The sequence below is a fragment of the Micromonospora sp. NPDC049101 genome (assembly GCF_040648675.1).
Taxonomy (GTDB): Bacteria; Actinomycetota; Actinomycetes; order Mycobacteriales; family Micromonosporaceae; genus Micromonospora.
On the sequence record NZ_JBEZED010000002.1, the window covers coordinates 142,968 to 159,652 of the forward strand.

10 protein-coding genes and 1 pseudogene are annotated in these 16,685 nt (G+C 70.7%); 5 read left to right on the forward strand and 6 right to left on the reverse strand.

The features are described 5' to 3' along the window. Positions 1–39: 39 nt before the first annotated feature. From AB0B57_RS03365 to AB0B57_RS03375, 3 genes are read right to left on the reverse strand one after another with little or no spacing between them, the layout of a single operon-like run. Positions 40–1,158: a serine hydrolase domain-containing protein gene (locus AB0B57_RS03365; RefSeq protein ID WP_357064715.1), complete on the reverse strand. Its 1,119-nt coding sequence runs from the start codon at positions 1,156–1,158 to the stop codon at positions 40–42. Between the two features lie 53 nt (positions 1,159–1,211). Further along, on the reverse strand, positions 1,212–3,125 hold the full coding sequence (locus AB0B57_RS03370) for an FtsX-like permease family protein (protein WP_357064717.1): 1,914 nt from the start codon (positions 3,123–3,125) through the stop codon (positions 1,212–1,214). Further along, positions 3,122–3,856 (reverse strand): ABC transporter ATP-binding protein, encoded by a 735-nt coding sequence (locus AB0B57_RS03375; protein WP_357064972.1) that lies wholly within the window; start codon positions 3,854–3,856, stop codon positions 3,122–3,124. The genes AB0B57_RS03370 and AB0B57_RS03375 overlap by 4 nt, the downstream gene beginning before the upstream one ends. 108 nt (positions 3,857–3,964) lie before the next feature. On the opposite strand from AB0B57_RS03375, the gene AB0B57_RS03380 reads away from it, so the two are divergent. Together AB0B57_RS03380 and AB0B57_RS03385 are read left to right on the forward strand one after the other, a co-directional pair. Further along, a complete protein-coding gene (locus AB0B57_RS03380) occupies positions 3,965–5,191 on the forward strand; it encodes a histidine kinase (RefSeq protein ID WP_357064718.1) in 1,227 nt (408 codons plus the stop codon). 14 nt (positions 5,192–5,205) lie between these two features. Beyond that, entirely contained in the window at positions 5,206–5,847 is a 642-nt protein-coding gene (locus AB0B57_RS03385) for a response regulator transcription factor (protein WP_357064974.1), read from the forward strand. A 346-nt stretch (positions 5,848–6,193) separates the two neighbouring features. On the opposite strand, the pseudogene AB0B57_RS03390 reads toward AB0B57_RS03385, so the two are convergent. Next, positions 6,194–6,537, reverse strand: a pseudogene (locus AB0B57_RS03390) (transposase); the annotation flags it as partial. A gap of 165 nt (positions 6,538–6,702) precedes the next feature. Between AB0B57_RS03390 and AB0B57_RS03395 the strand changes: the two are divergent. Both AB0B57_RS03395 and AB0B57_RS03400 read left to right on the forward strand, forming a co-directional pair. Continuing rightward, on the forward strand, positions 6,703–7,023 hold the full coding sequence (locus tag AB0B57_RS03395) for a trypco2 family protein (RefSeq protein ID WP_357064720.1): 321 nt from the start codon (positions 6,703–6,705) through the stop codon (positions 7,021–7,023). 16 nt (positions 7,024–7,039) lie between these two features. After that, on the forward strand, positions 7,040–12,217 hold the full coding sequence (locus AB0B57_RS03400) for a serine protease (RefSeq protein ID WP_357064722.1): 5,178 nt from the start codon (positions 7,040–7,042) through the stop codon (positions 12,215–12,217). A 141-nt stretch (positions 12,218–12,358) separates the two neighbouring features. Here the strand turns inward: AB0B57_RS03400 and AB0B57_RS03405 are convergent, their stop codons facing one another. Together AB0B57_RS03405 and AB0B57_RS03410 are read right to left on the reverse strand one after the other, a co-directional pair. Further along, positions 12,359–13,951, reverse strand: coding sequence for a hypothetical protein (locus tag AB0B57_RS03405; protein WP_357064723.1), 1,593 nt, complete (start codon positions 13,949–13,951; stop codon positions 12,359–12,361). Positions 13,952–15,045: 1,094 nt separating this feature from the next. After that, positions 15,046–15,528 (reverse strand): hypothetical protein, encoded by a 483-nt coding sequence (locus tag AB0B57_RS03410; protein WP_357064724.1) that lies wholly within the window; start codon positions 15,526–15,528, stop codon positions 15,046–15,048. A 465-nt stretch (positions 15,529–15,993) separates the two neighbouring features. On the opposite strand from AB0B57_RS03410, the gene AB0B57_RS03415 reads away from it, so the two are divergent. Then, on the forward strand, positions 15,994–16,638 hold the full coding sequence (locus tag AB0B57_RS03415) for a hypothetical protein (RefSeq protein WP_357064726.1): 645 nt from the start codon (positions 15,994–15,996) through the stop codon (positions 16,636–16,638). Positions 16,639–16,685 lie beyond the last annotated feature (47 nt).

Consider the following 16,685-nt stretch of genomic DNA (forward strand, 5'->3'; position numbering starts at 1 on the left):
CGCCGGGCCCGATCAGGGTGACGCGGGCGACGCGGGGTGTCAGCCCCGGCACAGGGCGATGTCGAGGGACCGCTCGAGTCGCCGGTTGGCGTCGTCGTCCGGGACCATCGAGTTCACCGCGACGGTCGCCGCCTTGCCGGAGGCGGTGATGCCGACCACGGTGACGTATCCGGGCGCGATGCCACCGTGCGTCCAGGCGAAACCGCCGCAGCTCAGCGCGAACGTGGCGAGGCCGAGGCCGTACCGGGAACCGCCGACGCTGTCGAACCCCGGCGCGGCCACCGTCTTCTTCATCTCCGCCAGTTGCGCCGGTGCCAGGAGGCGGCCGCCCAGCAGTCCGGCGAGGAACCGGTTGACGTCGGAGGGGCGGCCGACCAGGGCGCCGGCGGACCAGGCGGGCGACTGGTCGGACTCGGTGATGTCGACGGGCGGATCGGCGGGGAGGTACCCGCGCGGGTGGGTGCCGCGAATCGTGGTCTCACCCTCGGCCGGCCAGTACATGCCGCGCAGGCCCAGCGGCTCGATGATGCGCTCGGTGATCAGCTCACCGATCGGGCGGCCGCTCGCCTTCTGCGCCACCAGGCCGGCCAGGATGTAATTCGTGTTGCTGTAGACGAACTTGGCCCCCGGCGCGGATTCCGGCTTCGTGGCGAAGCCGGCCCGGAGCAGGTCGTACGGCTCGTAGTAGGTGTTCAGTCCGTCGGGGAAGTCCGCGAAGATCGCCTCGTCGTAGTCGAGCAGGCCGCTCGTCTGCTGCAGCAGGTGCCGGACCGTGATGTTGCGCCCGTCGATGGCGGGACCACGGACCACGCCCGGGAGGTACGTCTCGACCGTTGTGTCCAGGCCGACCTTGCCCTCGCCGACCAGCTGGAGCACCACCGTGGCGGTGAACATCTTGGTGTTGCTGGCGATCCGGACCCGCCCGTCGACCGGCATCTTCGCTCCGGTGCGCAGGTCCGCGACGCCCGCGGTGTAGTTGCGGGTATGGCCGTCGGGTTGCCGCACCGACGCCAGCACACCGGGGAATCGGTCCTGGGAGACCAGCGCGTCCACACTGCGCTGGACGGGGGAGGTGTCGGCGTGGGCCGCGGGCGCGGCGACGAGGCCGGCGCCGACGGTCACCAGGGCCGCCAGGATGCGGGGAAGGACACGGGACATCGGGTTCTCCTGTCGGAAGGATTTAACACCGTGACGTCTTCCGGGATCCACGCTCATGGCGCGTTCCCGGCTAGATGTGGAGCCTTGCGCGTACGGATACCGGCCGCTGCTGCGGCCACGGTGAGCAGCAGGCAGGTGACGCCGATGCCGAGCAGCGGGAGCCATGGGATGGTGATGGGCACGGCGATGCCGACCAGGTCGGCGGTGATGGCGCGGCGTACGAGCCAGCCGAGCAGCACGGTGGTGGCACCGCCCAGGAGCAGGCCGGTGCCGCAGACGAGGGCGGCCTGCCAGATGGCTGCTCGCCGGACCTGGTCGGGGGTCGCGCCGAGGAACTGGACCAGGTCGCGTTGCCGGCGCCGCTGGGATCCGCCGATGAGGGTGGCGTTGACGATCGCGATGGCGGCGTAGAGGCCGGCCGGTCCGAGCAGAATGGTGAGGCCGAGGTTGTTGGCCTGGCGGGTCTGGGCCGTGGTGGCGTCGATCCAGTCGCCGGAGTCGAGGATCCGGCTGTTGGTGCCGGCGAGGGTGCGCTGGAGGGAGACGCGCGCCGCGGCGGCGTCGGCGCGCGGTAGGACGAAGACCGTCCCGGTGGCACGTTCGCTTGCGGGCGGGAGCAGGCCGGCCGGGATGACGAGATCGCCGTACAGGTCGGGTGCGTCGGGGATGACGGCGACGACCCGCAACGGGACCCGCTCGCCGGCGATCCAGACCGGGAGAGTGCCGCCCAGGCCGACGCCGGCGTCAATGACCCCTGAGGCGGTGACCGCCACCACGCGTCCCTGGAAGTCGTCGAGGGTGCCGCGGGTGGCGGTCAGGCCCCGGGCGGCGGAGGCGGTGACGGGGTCGAGGATCTCGACCTGATCGCGCACGCCGGGACGGCCCTCCTCGTCACGCTGGAGCATGCCCTGCCGGCGTACGTCGGCGATCGCGACGGCCTTGTCGGACGCGACCGCCGCCGCGGCCGGACTGTCTGCCTCGACGACGAGCGGTGCGCGCAGCCGGGCCCGGTCCTGCGCGTTCGTCCAGTCGGCGAGGAAGCTGAGGGACAGCAGCAGCGACCCGGCGATGGCGGAGATGGCCACGACCGGGGCGGCGACCGCGGCGGTGGTGCGGGCGGCCGCACGCACCTCGTCGCGGGCCATCCGGGCCGTGACGTCCCGGGCGACGAACGGGCGGGCGAGCAGGGCGGCGAGCCGCGGGATGACGGCGTGGCCGATGCTCGTCAGGCCAATCACGACCACCTCGGGCAGCAGGATGGAGGCGATCAGGGCGAACAGCGGCGGCATGCCGGCGGCGACGACGACCACCACCACCAGGCCGCCGAAGCACAGCGTCGCGACGGCGAGCTGGAGAATGCTCGGCCGGGTTCGTTCGATCGTGGCCTCCCGCAGGGCGGCGCTCGGGGCGATCCGGGCGGCGCGGCGCGAGGATCGCCAGACCCCGAGGAGCGCGATCACGGCACCGGTGGGTACGGCGACCGCCCAGGCGATCCACGGGCGCGGCGCCCGAAGGTCGAGCGTGGTGATCCCGATGGCCTCCACCAGCCAGAGAACAGCGGGGGCCAGCGCCGTGCCGAGCAGACCGCCAACCGTGGTGGCCGCGGCCGCGACGACGAGGGACTCGCCCAGCAGAAGCCGGCGCACCTGCCCTGGCGTCGCGCCGACCAGGCGCAGCAGGCCGAGCTCGCGCCGGCGGCCGGCCACGACGAAGCCGAACGTGCTGCTGACCACGAACAGCGCCATGAACGCCGAGATCGCCGACATCATCCCGAACACCGCGGCCAGGTCGTCGAGTTGGGCGCGCTGGTCGGTGGTGACGCCGGGCCGGCCGCCGGTGGCGTCGACGCTCCCGAGGAGCGTCACGGTGACGGCGATCAGGACGACGCCGAACAGCAGCGCGACGAAGGCGCCCAGGTAGCCGCGCCATGAGCTGCGCACCGTCTGCCGGCTCAAAGTCAGCATCATCGCTCCAAGTCGGTCATCGTCGCGGCGATCTGACCGGCGTCGGCGTGCGTGAGGTGACCGACGATCTGCCCGTCGGCGAGGAACAACACCGCGTCCGCGTACGAGGCAGCCAGTGGATCGTGGGTCACCATGACGACGCTCTGGCCGCCGTCGGCCAGCGAGCGCAGGAGTTCCAGCACGTCGCGTCCGGTGCCGCGGTCCAGGGCGCCGGTGGGTTCGTCGGCGAACAGGACGTCGGGCCGACCGTGCAGCGCCCGGGCGATCGCGACCCGCTGTTGCTGGCCGCCGGACAGCTCCGATGGCCGACGCCTGGCGTGTTCGGCAAGGCCGACGTGAGCCAGGGCGGTCTGCACGGCGGCCGGGTCGACACGGCGTCCGGCCAGGCGGGCGGGAAGCGCGACGTTTTCGAACGCGGTGAGCGCGTCGAGAAGGTTGTAGGACTGGAAGACGAACGCCATCGACGTGCGCCGGAAGCGGGTCAGCGCGGTCTCGTCCAGCTTGTCGAGCTGAGTGTCGCCGACGAGCACCCGCCCGCCGGTCGGCCGGTCGAGGCCTGCGGCGAGCTGCAGCAGGGTGGATTTTCCGGAGCCGGACGGTCCCATGATCGCGGTGAACGTGCCGCGTTGGAACACATGGGTGACGCCGCGCAGCGCATGCACCGTGCCGGCGCGCGAGCGGTAGGTGCGGGTGAGGCCGTCGAGCGTGACGGCCGCCGGGGATGCCTGGTTCATGCCCTGAGTACACCTGCCGGCGCGGCCCACCACACGGGCTTCGACGCGACTTCGGGGGTAGCGCGCACGCTACCCCGCCCGGCCGGTGCGAACCGTAGGGTTGGGCACGTGGATGATGCCTGGACAGCCGTACGGGGACGTCCCACGCGGTTTCTGGCGTCGGTGTGGCCGTGGCGCTCACTCGCGTACGTGGCCACCACCGTGCCCATCGGTCTCGGCTGGCTGATCCTCCTGCTCGTGGTACTCACAGTGGGCGTGGCCACGATCGTGGTGGTCGCGGGACTGTTCGTGCTCGCCGGCCTTCCGACGCTCGCGCACCTCGCCGCCGCGGGCGAGCGGCGCCGCCTCCGGCTGATCTTTCCCGGGCGACCGGTGAGCCGGTTACCTGCGCCGCGCGATCGGGAACGTGGCCGCGTGGCCTGGCCGGAGACAGCCGTCACGGTCCTGCTGGTGACGCTGTTCTGGCTCGTGGACGCCGCGGTGGTGGTGCTGCTGACGGCTCCGGTCGTGCTGATCCTCGCTCCGGTGCTGGTCCGTCACGACGTGGTCGAGGCCGCCGGGTGGCGGGTGGACAACACCGGTGAGGCGTGGTTGGCGGCGCCCGCCGGCATCCTCACACTCGTCCTGCTGGCGTACGCGGTCACCGCGCTGGCCTGCGGCCAGGCGGCCCTGGTGCGGCACCTGCTGGACCCGCCCGAAGCCCAACTGGCCGAAGCGGTCCAGCAGCTGCGCCGCTCCCGAAGCGGGCTGGTCGACGCGTTCGAAACCGAACGCCGCCGGATCGAGCGCGATCTCCACGACGGCGTCCAACAGCGCCTCGTCGCGCTGACCATGACACTGGGCAGCGCCGAACTGGACCTGACCGACGGCCCCGGCCTCGACCTCGTGCGCGAGGCCCATCAGCAGGCCGAGCAGGCCCTCGCCGACCTGCGCACCACGATCCGGGGCATCCACCCCCAGGTACTGACCGACCATGGTCTCGCCGCGGCCGTGCACGAGATCGCCGGTCGCTCACCGGTCCCGGTCCACCTCGATCTCGCCCTCGACGGCCGGCTCCCCCCGGCCGTCGAGGCCGCGGCCTACTTCTTCGTCAGCGAAAACCTCACCAACATCGCCCGCCACGCCCGGGCCCGATCGGCACAGGTGCACGCGTGGACCGAGGACCACGCACTGATCGTCTCGGTGGTCGACGACGGCGTCGGCGGCGCTGACCCGCAGGCCGGCACCGGCCTCGCCGGACTGCGCGCCCGGCTCGACGCCCTCGACGGCGACCTGCACGTCACCAGCCCCGTCGGCGGCCCGACCCAGGTGAGGATGACGTGCCCAATCCACTGACGCCGCCGAAGGCACTGCGCATCGTGGTCGCCGAGGACGCGGCCCTGCTCCGCGAAGGGTTGGTGCGAATCCTCGAACGCGCTGGCCACGACATCGTCGCGGCCGTCGCAGACGCGCAGGCCCTGCTCACCTACGCGGCCAACTGCCGCCCCGACCTCGTCGTCACCGACATTCGCATGCCACCCACCCACACCGACGAGGGCCTGCGCGCGGCGGCCACCATCCGAGCCGCCCATCCCGGCATCGCGATCCTGCTGCTGTCCGCCTATGTCGCCGACGCCTACGTCGGCGAGCTGCTCGACGCCGCCCCCGGCGGCGGCATCGGCTATCTGCTGAAGGACCGGGTCGGCCACGTACGCGACTTCCTCGACAGCGTCGACCGTGTCGCCGCGGGCGGCACGGTCATCGACGCCGAGGTCGTCCGCCAGCTCGTCGTCCGCCGGCACACCGACGGTCCGCTCGCCGGCCTCACCGAACGCGAACGGGAGGTGCTGGCGCTCATGGCCGAAGGCCACACCAACCACGCGATTGCCGGCAAGCTGTTCGTCAGCGAGGCCGCGGTGCGCAAGCACATCGGCAACATCTTCGCCAAGCTCCCGATCGACCCGCACTCGGACCGCCGGGTGTCGGCCGTTCTCACCTACCTTCGCGGCTGACCGAACGGGATCGATCACGCCTGTCAGGCGTGCCATCGGATCGGCCGGGACCGCGGTGCCGTGTGCGTCGGGGGCGTGGAACTGGAGCTGGTCACGGACTTCTGCCCCGCAACGGCGGCGAACAGGTCATGGCGTACGCGAGACCGTAGAAACCCTTCTCGCTCAGCGCCATGTGGCTGTTCCAACGGCCGACCGTCAGCCTGACGGCCACTGTCAAGCGCCACCTGCTGAGCAGCTATGCCAATCTCGGCGTCCGGGACCGCGCCGCCGCCGTGACCGAGGCGTTCAACCCGTTCCCAGCAGATGATGGCGCAGGCGAGGGTGAGGAAGGCTTCGTGGATGTCGTCGAGCCTGGCTTGCGGCGGTCGACCGGGCTCGGACCGGCTTTGGGCCGCCCTTGAGGGCCCGAACATGGGTTCCGTCGATCACCGCCCGGGACATGTCGAATTGGTCGGCGGCCCGCAGCTTGCCGAGCAGTGTCTCGCGCAGGCGTTGCCACACGCCGGCGTCGTTCCAGTCCCGCAACCGGCGCCAGCAGGTCATCCCCGACCCGAACCCGAGCTCTTGGGGCAGGTACTCCCACGGGATCGTGGTGTAGAGCACGAACAGGATCCCGCACAACGCCTTGCGGTCATCGAGGGGCCTACGGCTCGGGAACCGGTGCCGACGAGGCGGTCGGGGCGGCAGCAGCGGCGCGCCGACCCGGCACCGATGGGCGCGGGGACGGCGGCCTGCGGCAATCGGAAATCGGACACTCCCTCGCACCGCATCCGCACCGGATGATCGACTACCACCTGCGATGCTGTCGAAACGCCGATCGGGCGGCGCACGCCGATCGTGATCCCGGAGGTGCGGATGACCAGGAAGGGCGGCCTAGACCTGGCCGACGCCATCGAGGAGCTGCGTCGCGAGTTGACGCTCGCCCAGACCAGGGCGGCCAGCGCGGAGATCCGGTTTCCCATCAACGCCGTCTCGGTGGAGCTGAGCGCGGTGGCCACCACGGACATCGACGGCCGGGCCGGCTTCAAGATCCCGATCATCGAGGCGGAGCTGGGCGGGGGCGCCAGCTACTCGCGCGAGGCCACCCACACCATCACCATCGAGTTCGGGGCACCGGTGGACGCCAGCGGCAACCCGGTGCAGGTCAACCGGGTGAGCGCGACCCGGCTGCGGTGAGGGGAGGCCGGTCCTGGTGACACCGTCGGCCGGGCTGTCCTCGGCGGAGCGGCTGGTGCGGATCGAGGTCGGGGTCGAGGGCGGTTACGTCTACGGCAGCGGCTTCGTGGTCCGGCCCGAGGTGGTGCTCACCTGCGCGCACGTGGTGACCGCCGGTCGGACGGTCGCCGCAGTCGACCTGCACGGAGCCCGGCATGCGGTCCCGTGTGGCCCGGACGCGATCTGGACGCCGGGCCCGGACGGCCCCGACCTCGCACTGCTCCGCGTACCCGGGCTTGGAGCGGGGCTGCGCACCTTCCCGGTGGCCCGGCTGGATCGCGTCGGCACCGACCTCGCGCCGCTCGACGGGGTGGACGTGTGGGGTTGTCCGGCGTTCGCCGAGACCAACCGGGGTCTGTCGTTCTGTGAACGGGGTTCGCTGCTCCGGGCGTCGCAGCTGGAATCGGGCCTGGTTGAGGTCCGCCTGCCCCCGGTGACCGACGGCGACCCCGGCGGCGCACGGACGAGAGGCTTCCTCCACCCGCCGAACTCGGCCTGGGACGGGATGTCCGGCGGTCCGGTGATCGTGCGGGACCACCTGGTCGGTGTGGTGGTCGAGCACGCACCGCGTACCGGCCGCCTGCTCTGCGCGCCGCTGACCCTGCTGGAGCCGGACCGGGCGTGGCCGGAATGGGGACCGGGCGTCCCGGATCCGCAGCGGTGGTGGCGGCTGCTCGGGGTGCCCGACCACGCCGCGGCGCCGGTCCTGCCGGGCAACGGGGCCAGCGCCGGTTGGCTGGACGACCTGCGGGCCGTCCACGACGAGCTGCGGCAGAATCCCCGCGTGCCGGAGGCGGCGCGGCGTCCCGGCACCTTCGCGATCCAGTTGTACGAGGTGCTGGAGCGCGCCTTCGCCACGGTGGATCCGCAGGATCCCGGTGCCGCCGCGCAGCGGATCCACACCGAGTTGACACGCTCGGAGGCCGCCGGGCCGGTGTACCGGGTGGCGGCGAGCCGACCCCTCTCCGCGGGCGTCCTGCGCCAGCTGCTCGACGAGCTGGCCCGGGTGCACTCGACCGTCGCGGCGCTGCCCCGGGCGAGCGCCCGGTTGCGGTACCGGATCGAGGCGCCTCGCATCGCGGTTGCCGACCCGCACGCGGAGATGCGGCGGTGGCTGACGGACATGCTGGCCGGCCAACCGACGGACGAGCTGGAGGACGCCGAGCGCACCCTGCACGACCTGATCGACCGGGTCGACCTGCACCCGGGCGCGGACCCGCAGGGCCGGCTGATCGCCCTGCTGCACAACGGCGGGTGGGCACAACCGGCGGCGCGGGCACCGAAGCTGGTCAGCGAGATCTTCGCCTCCGGTCTGGGCGAGCACCCGGAGCAGCTACTGCGGACCACGCTCGGGGAGGCCGGCCCGGCGCCCGTCGTCATGATGACCGGCCGGGACCGGGCACCTGAGCACGTCGTCCCCCGTCCCGGTGGGGTCCTGGTCAACCAGAAACCCACCCTGGCCCACCTCCGCGAGGGTTTCTTCGCCCCCACCGACGCCGTCGACGAGGTGGAACGGGCCTACTGGGCCTGGTACGAGGACGTCATCCTGGCCGACGCGGGTCAGCTCGCTGGCCGGCTTCCGATGTTCTGGGTCACCGGGCCGTCCGGCGCCGGCAAGAGCATCCTGCTCCTGCAACTGCTGGCCCGGCTCAACGCCCGCGCCGGCATGTCCGTGCTGTGCCCCGCCGGCGGGTCCCACCTGTCCGACGCCGCGCGGCACGCCGACGGACTCGGTCGTACCCGGCACGTGGTGATCGGGGTGGACGACCCGCTCACCGTCGGCGACGGGCAGGGGCCCGACCCCTGGCGGCAGGCGTTCGACATCCTCGCCCACCGGTTGCAGACCGAGCCGGTGAGCGGCCTGCCGGTCTTCGTCTGCTGCGCCCCGACCGAGCAGCGGGCGATGTTCGAGCGGCGGCACGGCGAGGTGGTCACCGGGGGCTACCGCCACGACGGGTACGACACGACGCTGCGCGAACAGCTCCGTGACTGGTACGCCCTGCGCACCGGCACCCCGGCACCCCGGCTGCCCGAGGGGGGAGTTCCCCTGCCCGCGCAGCTGTTCTTCGAGTGGCGCAACAACGGTGAGGGCATCACCGCGTACGCCAGGCGTTTCCGGTCGCGGGTGACCGCGACCAACAGTCCTGAGCTGTACGGGTTCTTCGTCGACCTGCTCGCCGTCAACCGGCTGGACGTCGGCTACCCCGAGGAGTCGTTCCACCTGCTGCCCGCCGAGGTCCGGGACGCCCTCGACGGCTACGGGACCGACCTGCACGTGCTGCCGTCCGACGACGGTCGCCCCGGTTACCGGCTCGCCCATCCCCTGCTGGCTGGCCTGATGTACGACGTCTGGTTTCCCGTGGCGGGGCACGCCGCCGTCCGGCGGGAGCACCTGCGTGACGCGCTGCTGGGCGCGGTGCGGGTCAACCCGCGCGGCTGGGCCAGCCTGCCCCTGCTACGCGTGCTGCTCGCCGCCGTCACCCGGGCCGCCCTGAGTCAGCATCCGACCGAAACGGCAGGTCGCGCCGACGGTCCGGACGCCGCGTCCCCGCTTTCCCGGCTGGACGCCGAAGCCGCCGTACTCGCCGCCGCCGAGGCGACCGGTGCGGACCTGACCCGCCTCGCCCACCCGGTGCTCGCGGTCTGGGTCGGCCTGGAGCGCCAGGTCCGCTTTGCCCGGGGCTGGAGTCCGATGGCCCACGCCCTGCACCGGCTGACCACGTCGGCCGGCACCGACGTTGGGCTGGCCGACCTGGTCGACGCGCTGGTACGGCTGCGCGATCCGGTCGCGGACCGGGCGGTGTGGGCCTTCCTGCGGGCGAAGCGGAGCTGGCCGGCCTGGCACTCCACGGCACGCCGGCTGGTCGAGCGTCGACCCGACGACGGGGACCTCGACGTGTTGGTCGAGACGACGGCCGGCCGCGTCGACGGTGACGCGCTCCAGACCCTGGTGGCCGTCCTGCGCCAGCCGTGGTCGTACCGCCCGCTGCTGGAGGTGGCGCACCGGCTGGTCCGCGGCGGGATCGCGACCGACGGGCCGCTCGCGCCGCTGGTCGCCGCCCTGCATCGCCGGGGCGGCGACCACCAGGGCGTCGTGCACGGTTGGCTGGCCGGTCCTCCCCACCGCGAGCAGGCCCTGGTGTGGCGGCAGATCCTCGCCGCGCCCGTACCGGTCGACCTGCTGCCGGCGCTCGGGGCGTGGATGCGGTCGTTCCCCACCGACATCGGCACCGGCCACGCCCTCGCCCGCCTGGTCAGCTGGCCCTGGTTTCTCCGGGGCGGCTGGCGGCGCGACGTGCTGCGTGCCCACCTGGAACGGCACGGTGAGCTCTGCCCGCCGCTGCGGGATCGACTGGTCGGCCTGCTGACGGCCGACCACCCGGCCTGGTCGCTGCTGTTCGTGCAGCTACGGGCGGCCCACGTCCGGCAACCCGAGATCCGGGCCGCGGCGATCGACTGGCTGGACCGCAACCCCGGTTCGACCCGCTGGCCCCGCGTGTACAGCCATCTCTGTCTGAACATGGTGGAGCCGGACGACGGGCTCGTCGGCCGTGGCGCCGACCGCCTGACCGGCGGCCTGGACGCCCTGCACTGCGCCGACGTGTTCGTCGGCATGCTGCGCGTCGCACCACCGGCGCGGCGCGCCGAGGTGGCGGACACCGCGCTGCTCTGGCTGACCCGCTACCCCGACGAGGAGACCGCGTGGGGTGACCTCGCCTCCCGGATCGCCCGGGCCACGGCCCCCGAGCACCGGGAACGGACGGCCCGCACCCTGCTGGACTGGGTACGCGCCCACCCGGCGTCCGGCCGCGCGGCGCAGCTCCTCCAGGTCGCGACCACCGCCTCGGCGGGCACCCCCGCCGAACCGGCCGTGCTGGTCCACGCCGAACGGTGGCTCGGCGTCCCTCGACCGGCGTGGGGCGCCGTGTACGCCGCCATCCGCCCGTCACTGCCCGTCGACCGGGCCCGCGCCCTGGCGCTGCCCTGGCTGCTGACCGAGATGACCGACAAGCGGTGGGCGGGGGTGCTGGCCGCGACGGCCGGCGACCTCGACAGCACGCACCTGGGCGAGCTGGTGCACCGCTGGTTCAGCGCGGCGGACACCTACGAGTTCTCGGCCGGCCCGCTGTGGCGGATCGCGATACACGAGGGGCCGTGCCGGCACCTGCTGCGGGACCGGGAATTCCGTGTCGTCGTCGCGAACTGGCTGCGCCGCAACGGAACACGGCCGTCCTGGGCGCTCATCGCCAAGGACCTCATCAGCGGCGATCCGACCGACTTGGACGTGGTGGGGGCGGCGGTCGAGTCCAACGCGCCGGTCGACCAGGCGTACGGCGTGATCGACCGGATCGTGGAAGAGTGGCAGGCGCGGCCCGAGTTGCTCGCGGCCGCCCAGCGGGAGCTGACCACCTGGCAGCGCACCGAGGTCTGGGCGGTCCTGTGGCGGTGGCTGATCTCGGTGGCGCCGTCCGAGGCGGCGTGGCGGTTCTCCCGGGAGCTGCTGCCGGGCCTGGCGGCGGAGGTGTTCGCGCCCCTCTGGGTGCGGTTGTGGGACGCGTACCCCGACGAGGTGCACCGCGCCCACCTGCGCCCGCTGGCGCAGCCGCGGCTCGACGCGGCCCCGGCGACCGGCGCGTGGAACAGGGTACGGTCGCGCCTGGCCGACCGGCCGAGCCCGCCGGGCCTCCCCGCGCCGGGGGCCGCCTCGACACGGTTGGTCGGTCCGCGCCCGGGCAGCCCGCCGCCCGCGCCGGACAACCCACCCGCCGGCCACTGGCGGCGACCGTTGACCTGCGCCGGCTGCCAGGCCCCGTTCGTGCTGCAGGGCAACGGCGCGCATCCCGCCGTGAAGTCCTTCACCTGCCAGGGGTGCGCCAGTGACCTGAGCATCGACATCCGAACCGGTCGTGTCGCGGTCGCCCAGCGGCTCACCCGCCTGCCGGCCCCCGCTGCGCAGGTCCGGGGCAGCCGCCGAAACCCCCGGCCCCGGGTGCACTGCGACCGCTGCGACACCACGTTGGACGCCGACATCTCCAGCGTCGACGGCGGCGCTCTCGCCGTGGACCGCGGCTGCGGATACCTGTACGAGATCCCACCGGACCTGCTCGCCGACCTGGTGGCGCACGGTCGGTACGCTTCGCGCCCCGCCGACTGACCCCTGAGCTGCCGCCCCTGGACGGGCACCCCGACAACCCGCAGCCCCGGGGCGACCGGCCAGGTGGTCGAGCTGATCCCCGGCGGCGGCCCGGTCGCCTACCCGACGGCCTCGCGCTTCGATCGACTAGAAACTCCCGGGTCAGGGAGCTGCGGGCGAAGTGGGCCGGTTTGAGGCTATCTGCCAGCAGGCGTCGCGTGCATCGGTCAGCTGTTCGGGGGTGATGCCCTCAAGGGTTCTGGAGAGTTGGCCGGCTCGTTGGCGCATCGCTGTGTTGACCTGATGGGTGCCGGCCCGGGTGAGGCGCACGAGAATCGGGGCTGCGGACATGGTGCTCGCCGAGCCTTGCACGATGCCAGCCCGCTCGGCTTCGGCGACGAGCTCGGAGCGGTCTGCGTCGGGACCCCGGACCAGTTCTTCCAGCGGCCTGCCGTCGTCGTGTGTAACGAGTTGGCCGAGGAGTTGGGTCAGCGGGTCGGCGATGGTGGTGCGTAGGCTTTCGAGCAACGGGTCCAGCATGATCGCGGCGGTCTGCAGCGCGTAGAGCGTTTCGGTTTCGAGGATCTGCTCGGGTTGCAGCGTCGGGGCGGCCGCGTGTCGGGCGTCGGTTGCGAAGAGATAGCCGGCGTCGTCGCGAGCCAGGGGAAGGCGTGGCAGGCGCGCTATCCGATGGTATGTCCAGTTGGAGATCGTCGTCAGGCAGGCGTGGCGGACTACCGTCATCTGATCGGGGCTTAGCCCGCGCAGCAGCGGTGCGAGCTGGCCATGCTGCCAGAGCGGGAAGTTCCGTTCATGGTGGCATTGCGGTGGCAGGGCACTGGCCACCGCGTTCACGGCGAGCGACGCCGCATTGATCGCAAGCAGCGTCTCGCAGCTGACGATGTGTTCGAGTCCAGCGAAGGCCGGCACCAGCTCGCGTACCCTTGCCGGGTCCAGGCCGCGATCGGCGGCAGACGTCGGTGCCGAGGTCTTCTCGGGTAACGGAGGCGGCAGGTCGGTAGCGGTTTGCCAGACGACGCTGACGTACCAGTTCGATGGCTGCTGACCCGGTTTGCGCATCTCGTGATAGAGCGAGACGCTGCCGCGGTCCCGTCCCCGTCCCAGCGAGTACCTGACCATGCATGTCGTGTCGACGTAGTCGGCGACCTCGGCCGCGGCGACGCTGCCGAGCTCACACCCAAAGGTCCGCAGCTGCTGTGGGTATTCGATGAATGGCCGGCCTGAACGCCGCCAAGCGGCGTGTTCCCAGGTGCCGTCGCGGGCCTGCTGAGCGAGTACGAGCGTGGCTTCCTGCGGTATTGGGAAGCTGGCGGGAAAGCGCGGGGGCAGCCCCCCGTCCAGTTCGGTCAGGCCCGTCGCGGTGCCGTAGAAGATGTCGGCCTGGGCGTCATGGTCGTAGGGCGGCTGTGCTGGCCTCTTGGGCTCGAGTCGACCGTCGATGTCAGCCGCGTCGAGCTCATCAAGGACGATCCGGACGACGTGCTCGGCGTACTGACTTTCGTCCTTGAGGTCCAGACGAAACACCGGAACGGCGTCCTCCAGGAGTACGGTGCACCAACTCGGCAGCGGGTCCTCGGGGTCGTCCGGATGCGGTATCCGGCCAACCGCCCGAACCGCACCCTGCAGCGCTGCGACGCCAGCGGCCTGGTCCGTGGTGTCGTACAACGCGAGGGCCACCCCGGAGCAGTGCTCAGCAACGTAGGCGATTAGATCCGCTTCGTCATAACGCAGCATCGAGCGATGCTCTCACGCGCACCGCAAGCAGACATTCCCACCACCGCCAGGGCTGGCGAGGCGAGGCAAAGCCGCACGTGCAGGCCGTGGCGACCGGTGACCAGCCGGCCCGGTACCCGGTCCAGGTAGGCGGTCACAGCGATGGCGGCGGGGTGCGCGTCGAGGTCGAGCACCACCTCACCAACTGGGTATAGCGGCGGATGAGGTAGGCGAGGTGGCTCGGAGACAGCCCGTGCCAGTCCGGGGATTACACATCCGAGCGCCGGATTGGAAGCCGCGCTCGCCGCCGATCCGAATGCGTCGCTCGACGCCGCCCGGGTGAACAAGATCTTCATCGGGTTGCGCGCCCGTCACAATTAATGCTTTCACCCGGAGGTGACGACGAATTCTTCGCCCCACTGATAGCTACTCCGGCTGGGCGCGCCGTCTACGACTAAATCGGCCCGCGCTCGGGTTCGGTCCTCCCGAAAGAAGTCTTTTTCTCTCGCTCGCCAATTCTCCATGAATGGCAGCAAGTCTCCTCCGTCGCGGGCCGATACTCGTGAAACGCACAACGGCTGGGGTGCTGTGACGAACACTGCGAGACTAAGTTCCTGGCAAATCGCCTGCCGGGAACTGCTGACACCTTCAATGATCACAATCGGGGCGGGCGCGACAGTAATCCAGTCGGCACTACGTTGCGCGGTTGCCCAGTCATATGGGTAGAAACCGCCAGAATCGCCTCGGCGTAGCGGCTGAAGTACCCAAAGCTCTAGGCGCTCCCAGAACGAAATCTGATCGTCCCAGCCTTCTAGTAGATCGTCAGTATGCACGAGGGAAGCGTTAGACCCACATGCGGCGATGCCCTGCATGAGGTGTTCCGCAAAGAAAGATTTACCAGATCCGCTGGGGCCATCGATGGCAACCAGACGTGAATCGCCGAGTTGAGGAGGTCGAGTTAGGACCGTACGGGCTAAGTCGTCGTATCTCATGACCCGAAGGGCGGTGACGCCTGCGTTGCTAGCCACCCGGTCAAAGTAACACCTCCGGTGTCCGCAGGAGGGGGTGCTGGCGGCGGCTTCCAAGGGCGGGCCACGGCAGTACTTGCCTCAATTCTATGGTCGCGCCAGCTCGCGGCGATGCTCCCGCCACTGCCGGTTCAGTCGCGGCCAGTACTCTGGGTGATCGTCTACGACGCGGCGCAATGCGGGGCTGGTGTTCATGGAGCTAACTGCGAATGCCGGCCATCCTTGGTAGTTCTCCATGTGCGAGCGCAGGTCACATACCATTAGCCCGTAGTCGATCGTGTCAGCCAGGACCTGTGCCACCATCATCACCCGCGCGCGCTCGAGCTTATCGGCAGGAAAATCCTTGTCTTCGTGAAAGTACTGTTGCATTTGAGGATCGTCAATCATGATTTGACTGATCTGGTGAATCCGCTCGAGAGCGCTGTAGGCGGCTTCGGTTGAACCGACCTCGTTGCTGATCTTTGTCTGCTGTGTCAACTGGCGAGTCTGTCGTGCAATTAGAAGTAAGGAGATGATTACTCCGATGGAGCCGACAAGATCACCAAGGTTGCCCGCATCTTCCAGCATCACTAGACTTCTCCTCTGGACGGGCACCCCATGCTACCTAGTGCCCGCAATCTTTGCGCCACCTGCCAGTGGCCTCTTTCGGTTGGTGCGTGAGTGAATTACATTCACGAAGATCTCACTGTTGGCTTTGACTTGTAATGCGAACCGCATCAGGCAAAATGATCTTGCAAGTAATCTGAGTCCCGGAGTCTTCACTGGAGAAGCTGGCGCTCTTGACTCCGTCGCCACATTTATTGGAAGTGGGCAAGGTGCGAGTTCGGCGCCTCGCGCCGACTGATCGGATGCACTCAATTCGGAAGAAGCGGATGCGCCATACCGCCGGTGCTGGCTCGCTGGTAACGGAACGTCACGACAGCATCGGGGCAGGACGCCCCGGCCGAGATGTCTTGAGCGGCGAGCCCGACCACCGCAAGACCAGACGTCCGGCGGCTGTAGCGGTGAGGTGGCAACGGTCCGTCAGATATGAGCATGTCCAGGTATCAGCAGATGCAGCAGGCCGAGGCGGAGCAAGCCGCTGCGGGCTGGCACTCGATGACCTTGCTGATCGCCCGCGTGCAGGCGGGGCAACAACCGCTCGCGACCCCGCCGACGATCGCGTGCCGGCCACAGGAAGTGCAGTACGGCACGCTGCCAGTCAACATGTCCATCTTCTGCGGAGCGGACGTCGAGTACTCAAGCAGCATGTTCTCCGCCGGGGGTCTCTTCCTCACTGCGGCGTCACTGGCCGCTTCGGCCGCGGTCAACGCGAACAACCGGCGCAAGGCGCAGGCGGCTGCCGCTCCGCAGTGGAGGCTGATGGGACGCTTCCCGGCCATCGTCACCAGCGAACGCCTGCTGGTGATGGCGGGGCAGTGGAGTTCGTACTACCACGACCACCTGCTCATGATCGAGCCGAACCCGCTCGGCTACTCCGTGGCGCTGCACTACGAGCGGACCGAGCCGATCATGTTGCATGGGCCGTGGGTCCCGTGGGCGACCGTAGCCATCTGCGCGTCCCGCTGGGGTACCCCGTGGCCGCCCGGCTTCGTGCCGCCGCCGCAGCTCCAGGCGGTGGTACGGCCGCCGGCGCAGGTGATGCCGTCGCAGCGGCCGCCGGATCAGGCAGCCGAGTAATGCTGATGGCGGAAGGCACCCGGGTGATCCTTGGGCGCCAACTGGGC

Coding starts and splice junctions, on each gene's coding strand:
- AB0B57_RS03375 (WP_357064972.1), bottom strand. CDS start 3,856: ATGAACCAGGCATCCCCGGCGGCCGTCACGCTCGACGGCCTCACCCGC.
- AB0B57_RS03395 (WP_357064720.1), top strand. CDS start 6,703: ATGACCAGGAAGGGCGGCCTAGACCTGGCCGACGCCATCGAGGAGCTG.
- AB0B57_RS03405 (WP_357064723.1), bottom strand. CDS start 13,951: ATGCTGCGTTATGACGAAGCGGATCTAATCGCCTACGTTGCTGAGCAC.
- AB0B57_RS03370 (WP_357064717.1), bottom strand. CDS start 3,125: ATGATGCTGACTTTGAGCCGGCAGACGGTGCGCAGCTCATGGCGCGGC.
- AB0B57_RS03415 (WP_357064726.1), top strand. CDS start 15,994: ATGTCCAGGTATCAGCAGATGCAGCAGGCCGAGGCGGAGCAAGCCGCT.
- AB0B57_RS03365 (WP_357064715.1), bottom strand. CDS start 1,158: ATGTCCCGTGTCCTTCCCCGCATCCTGGCGGCCCTGGTGACCGTCGGC.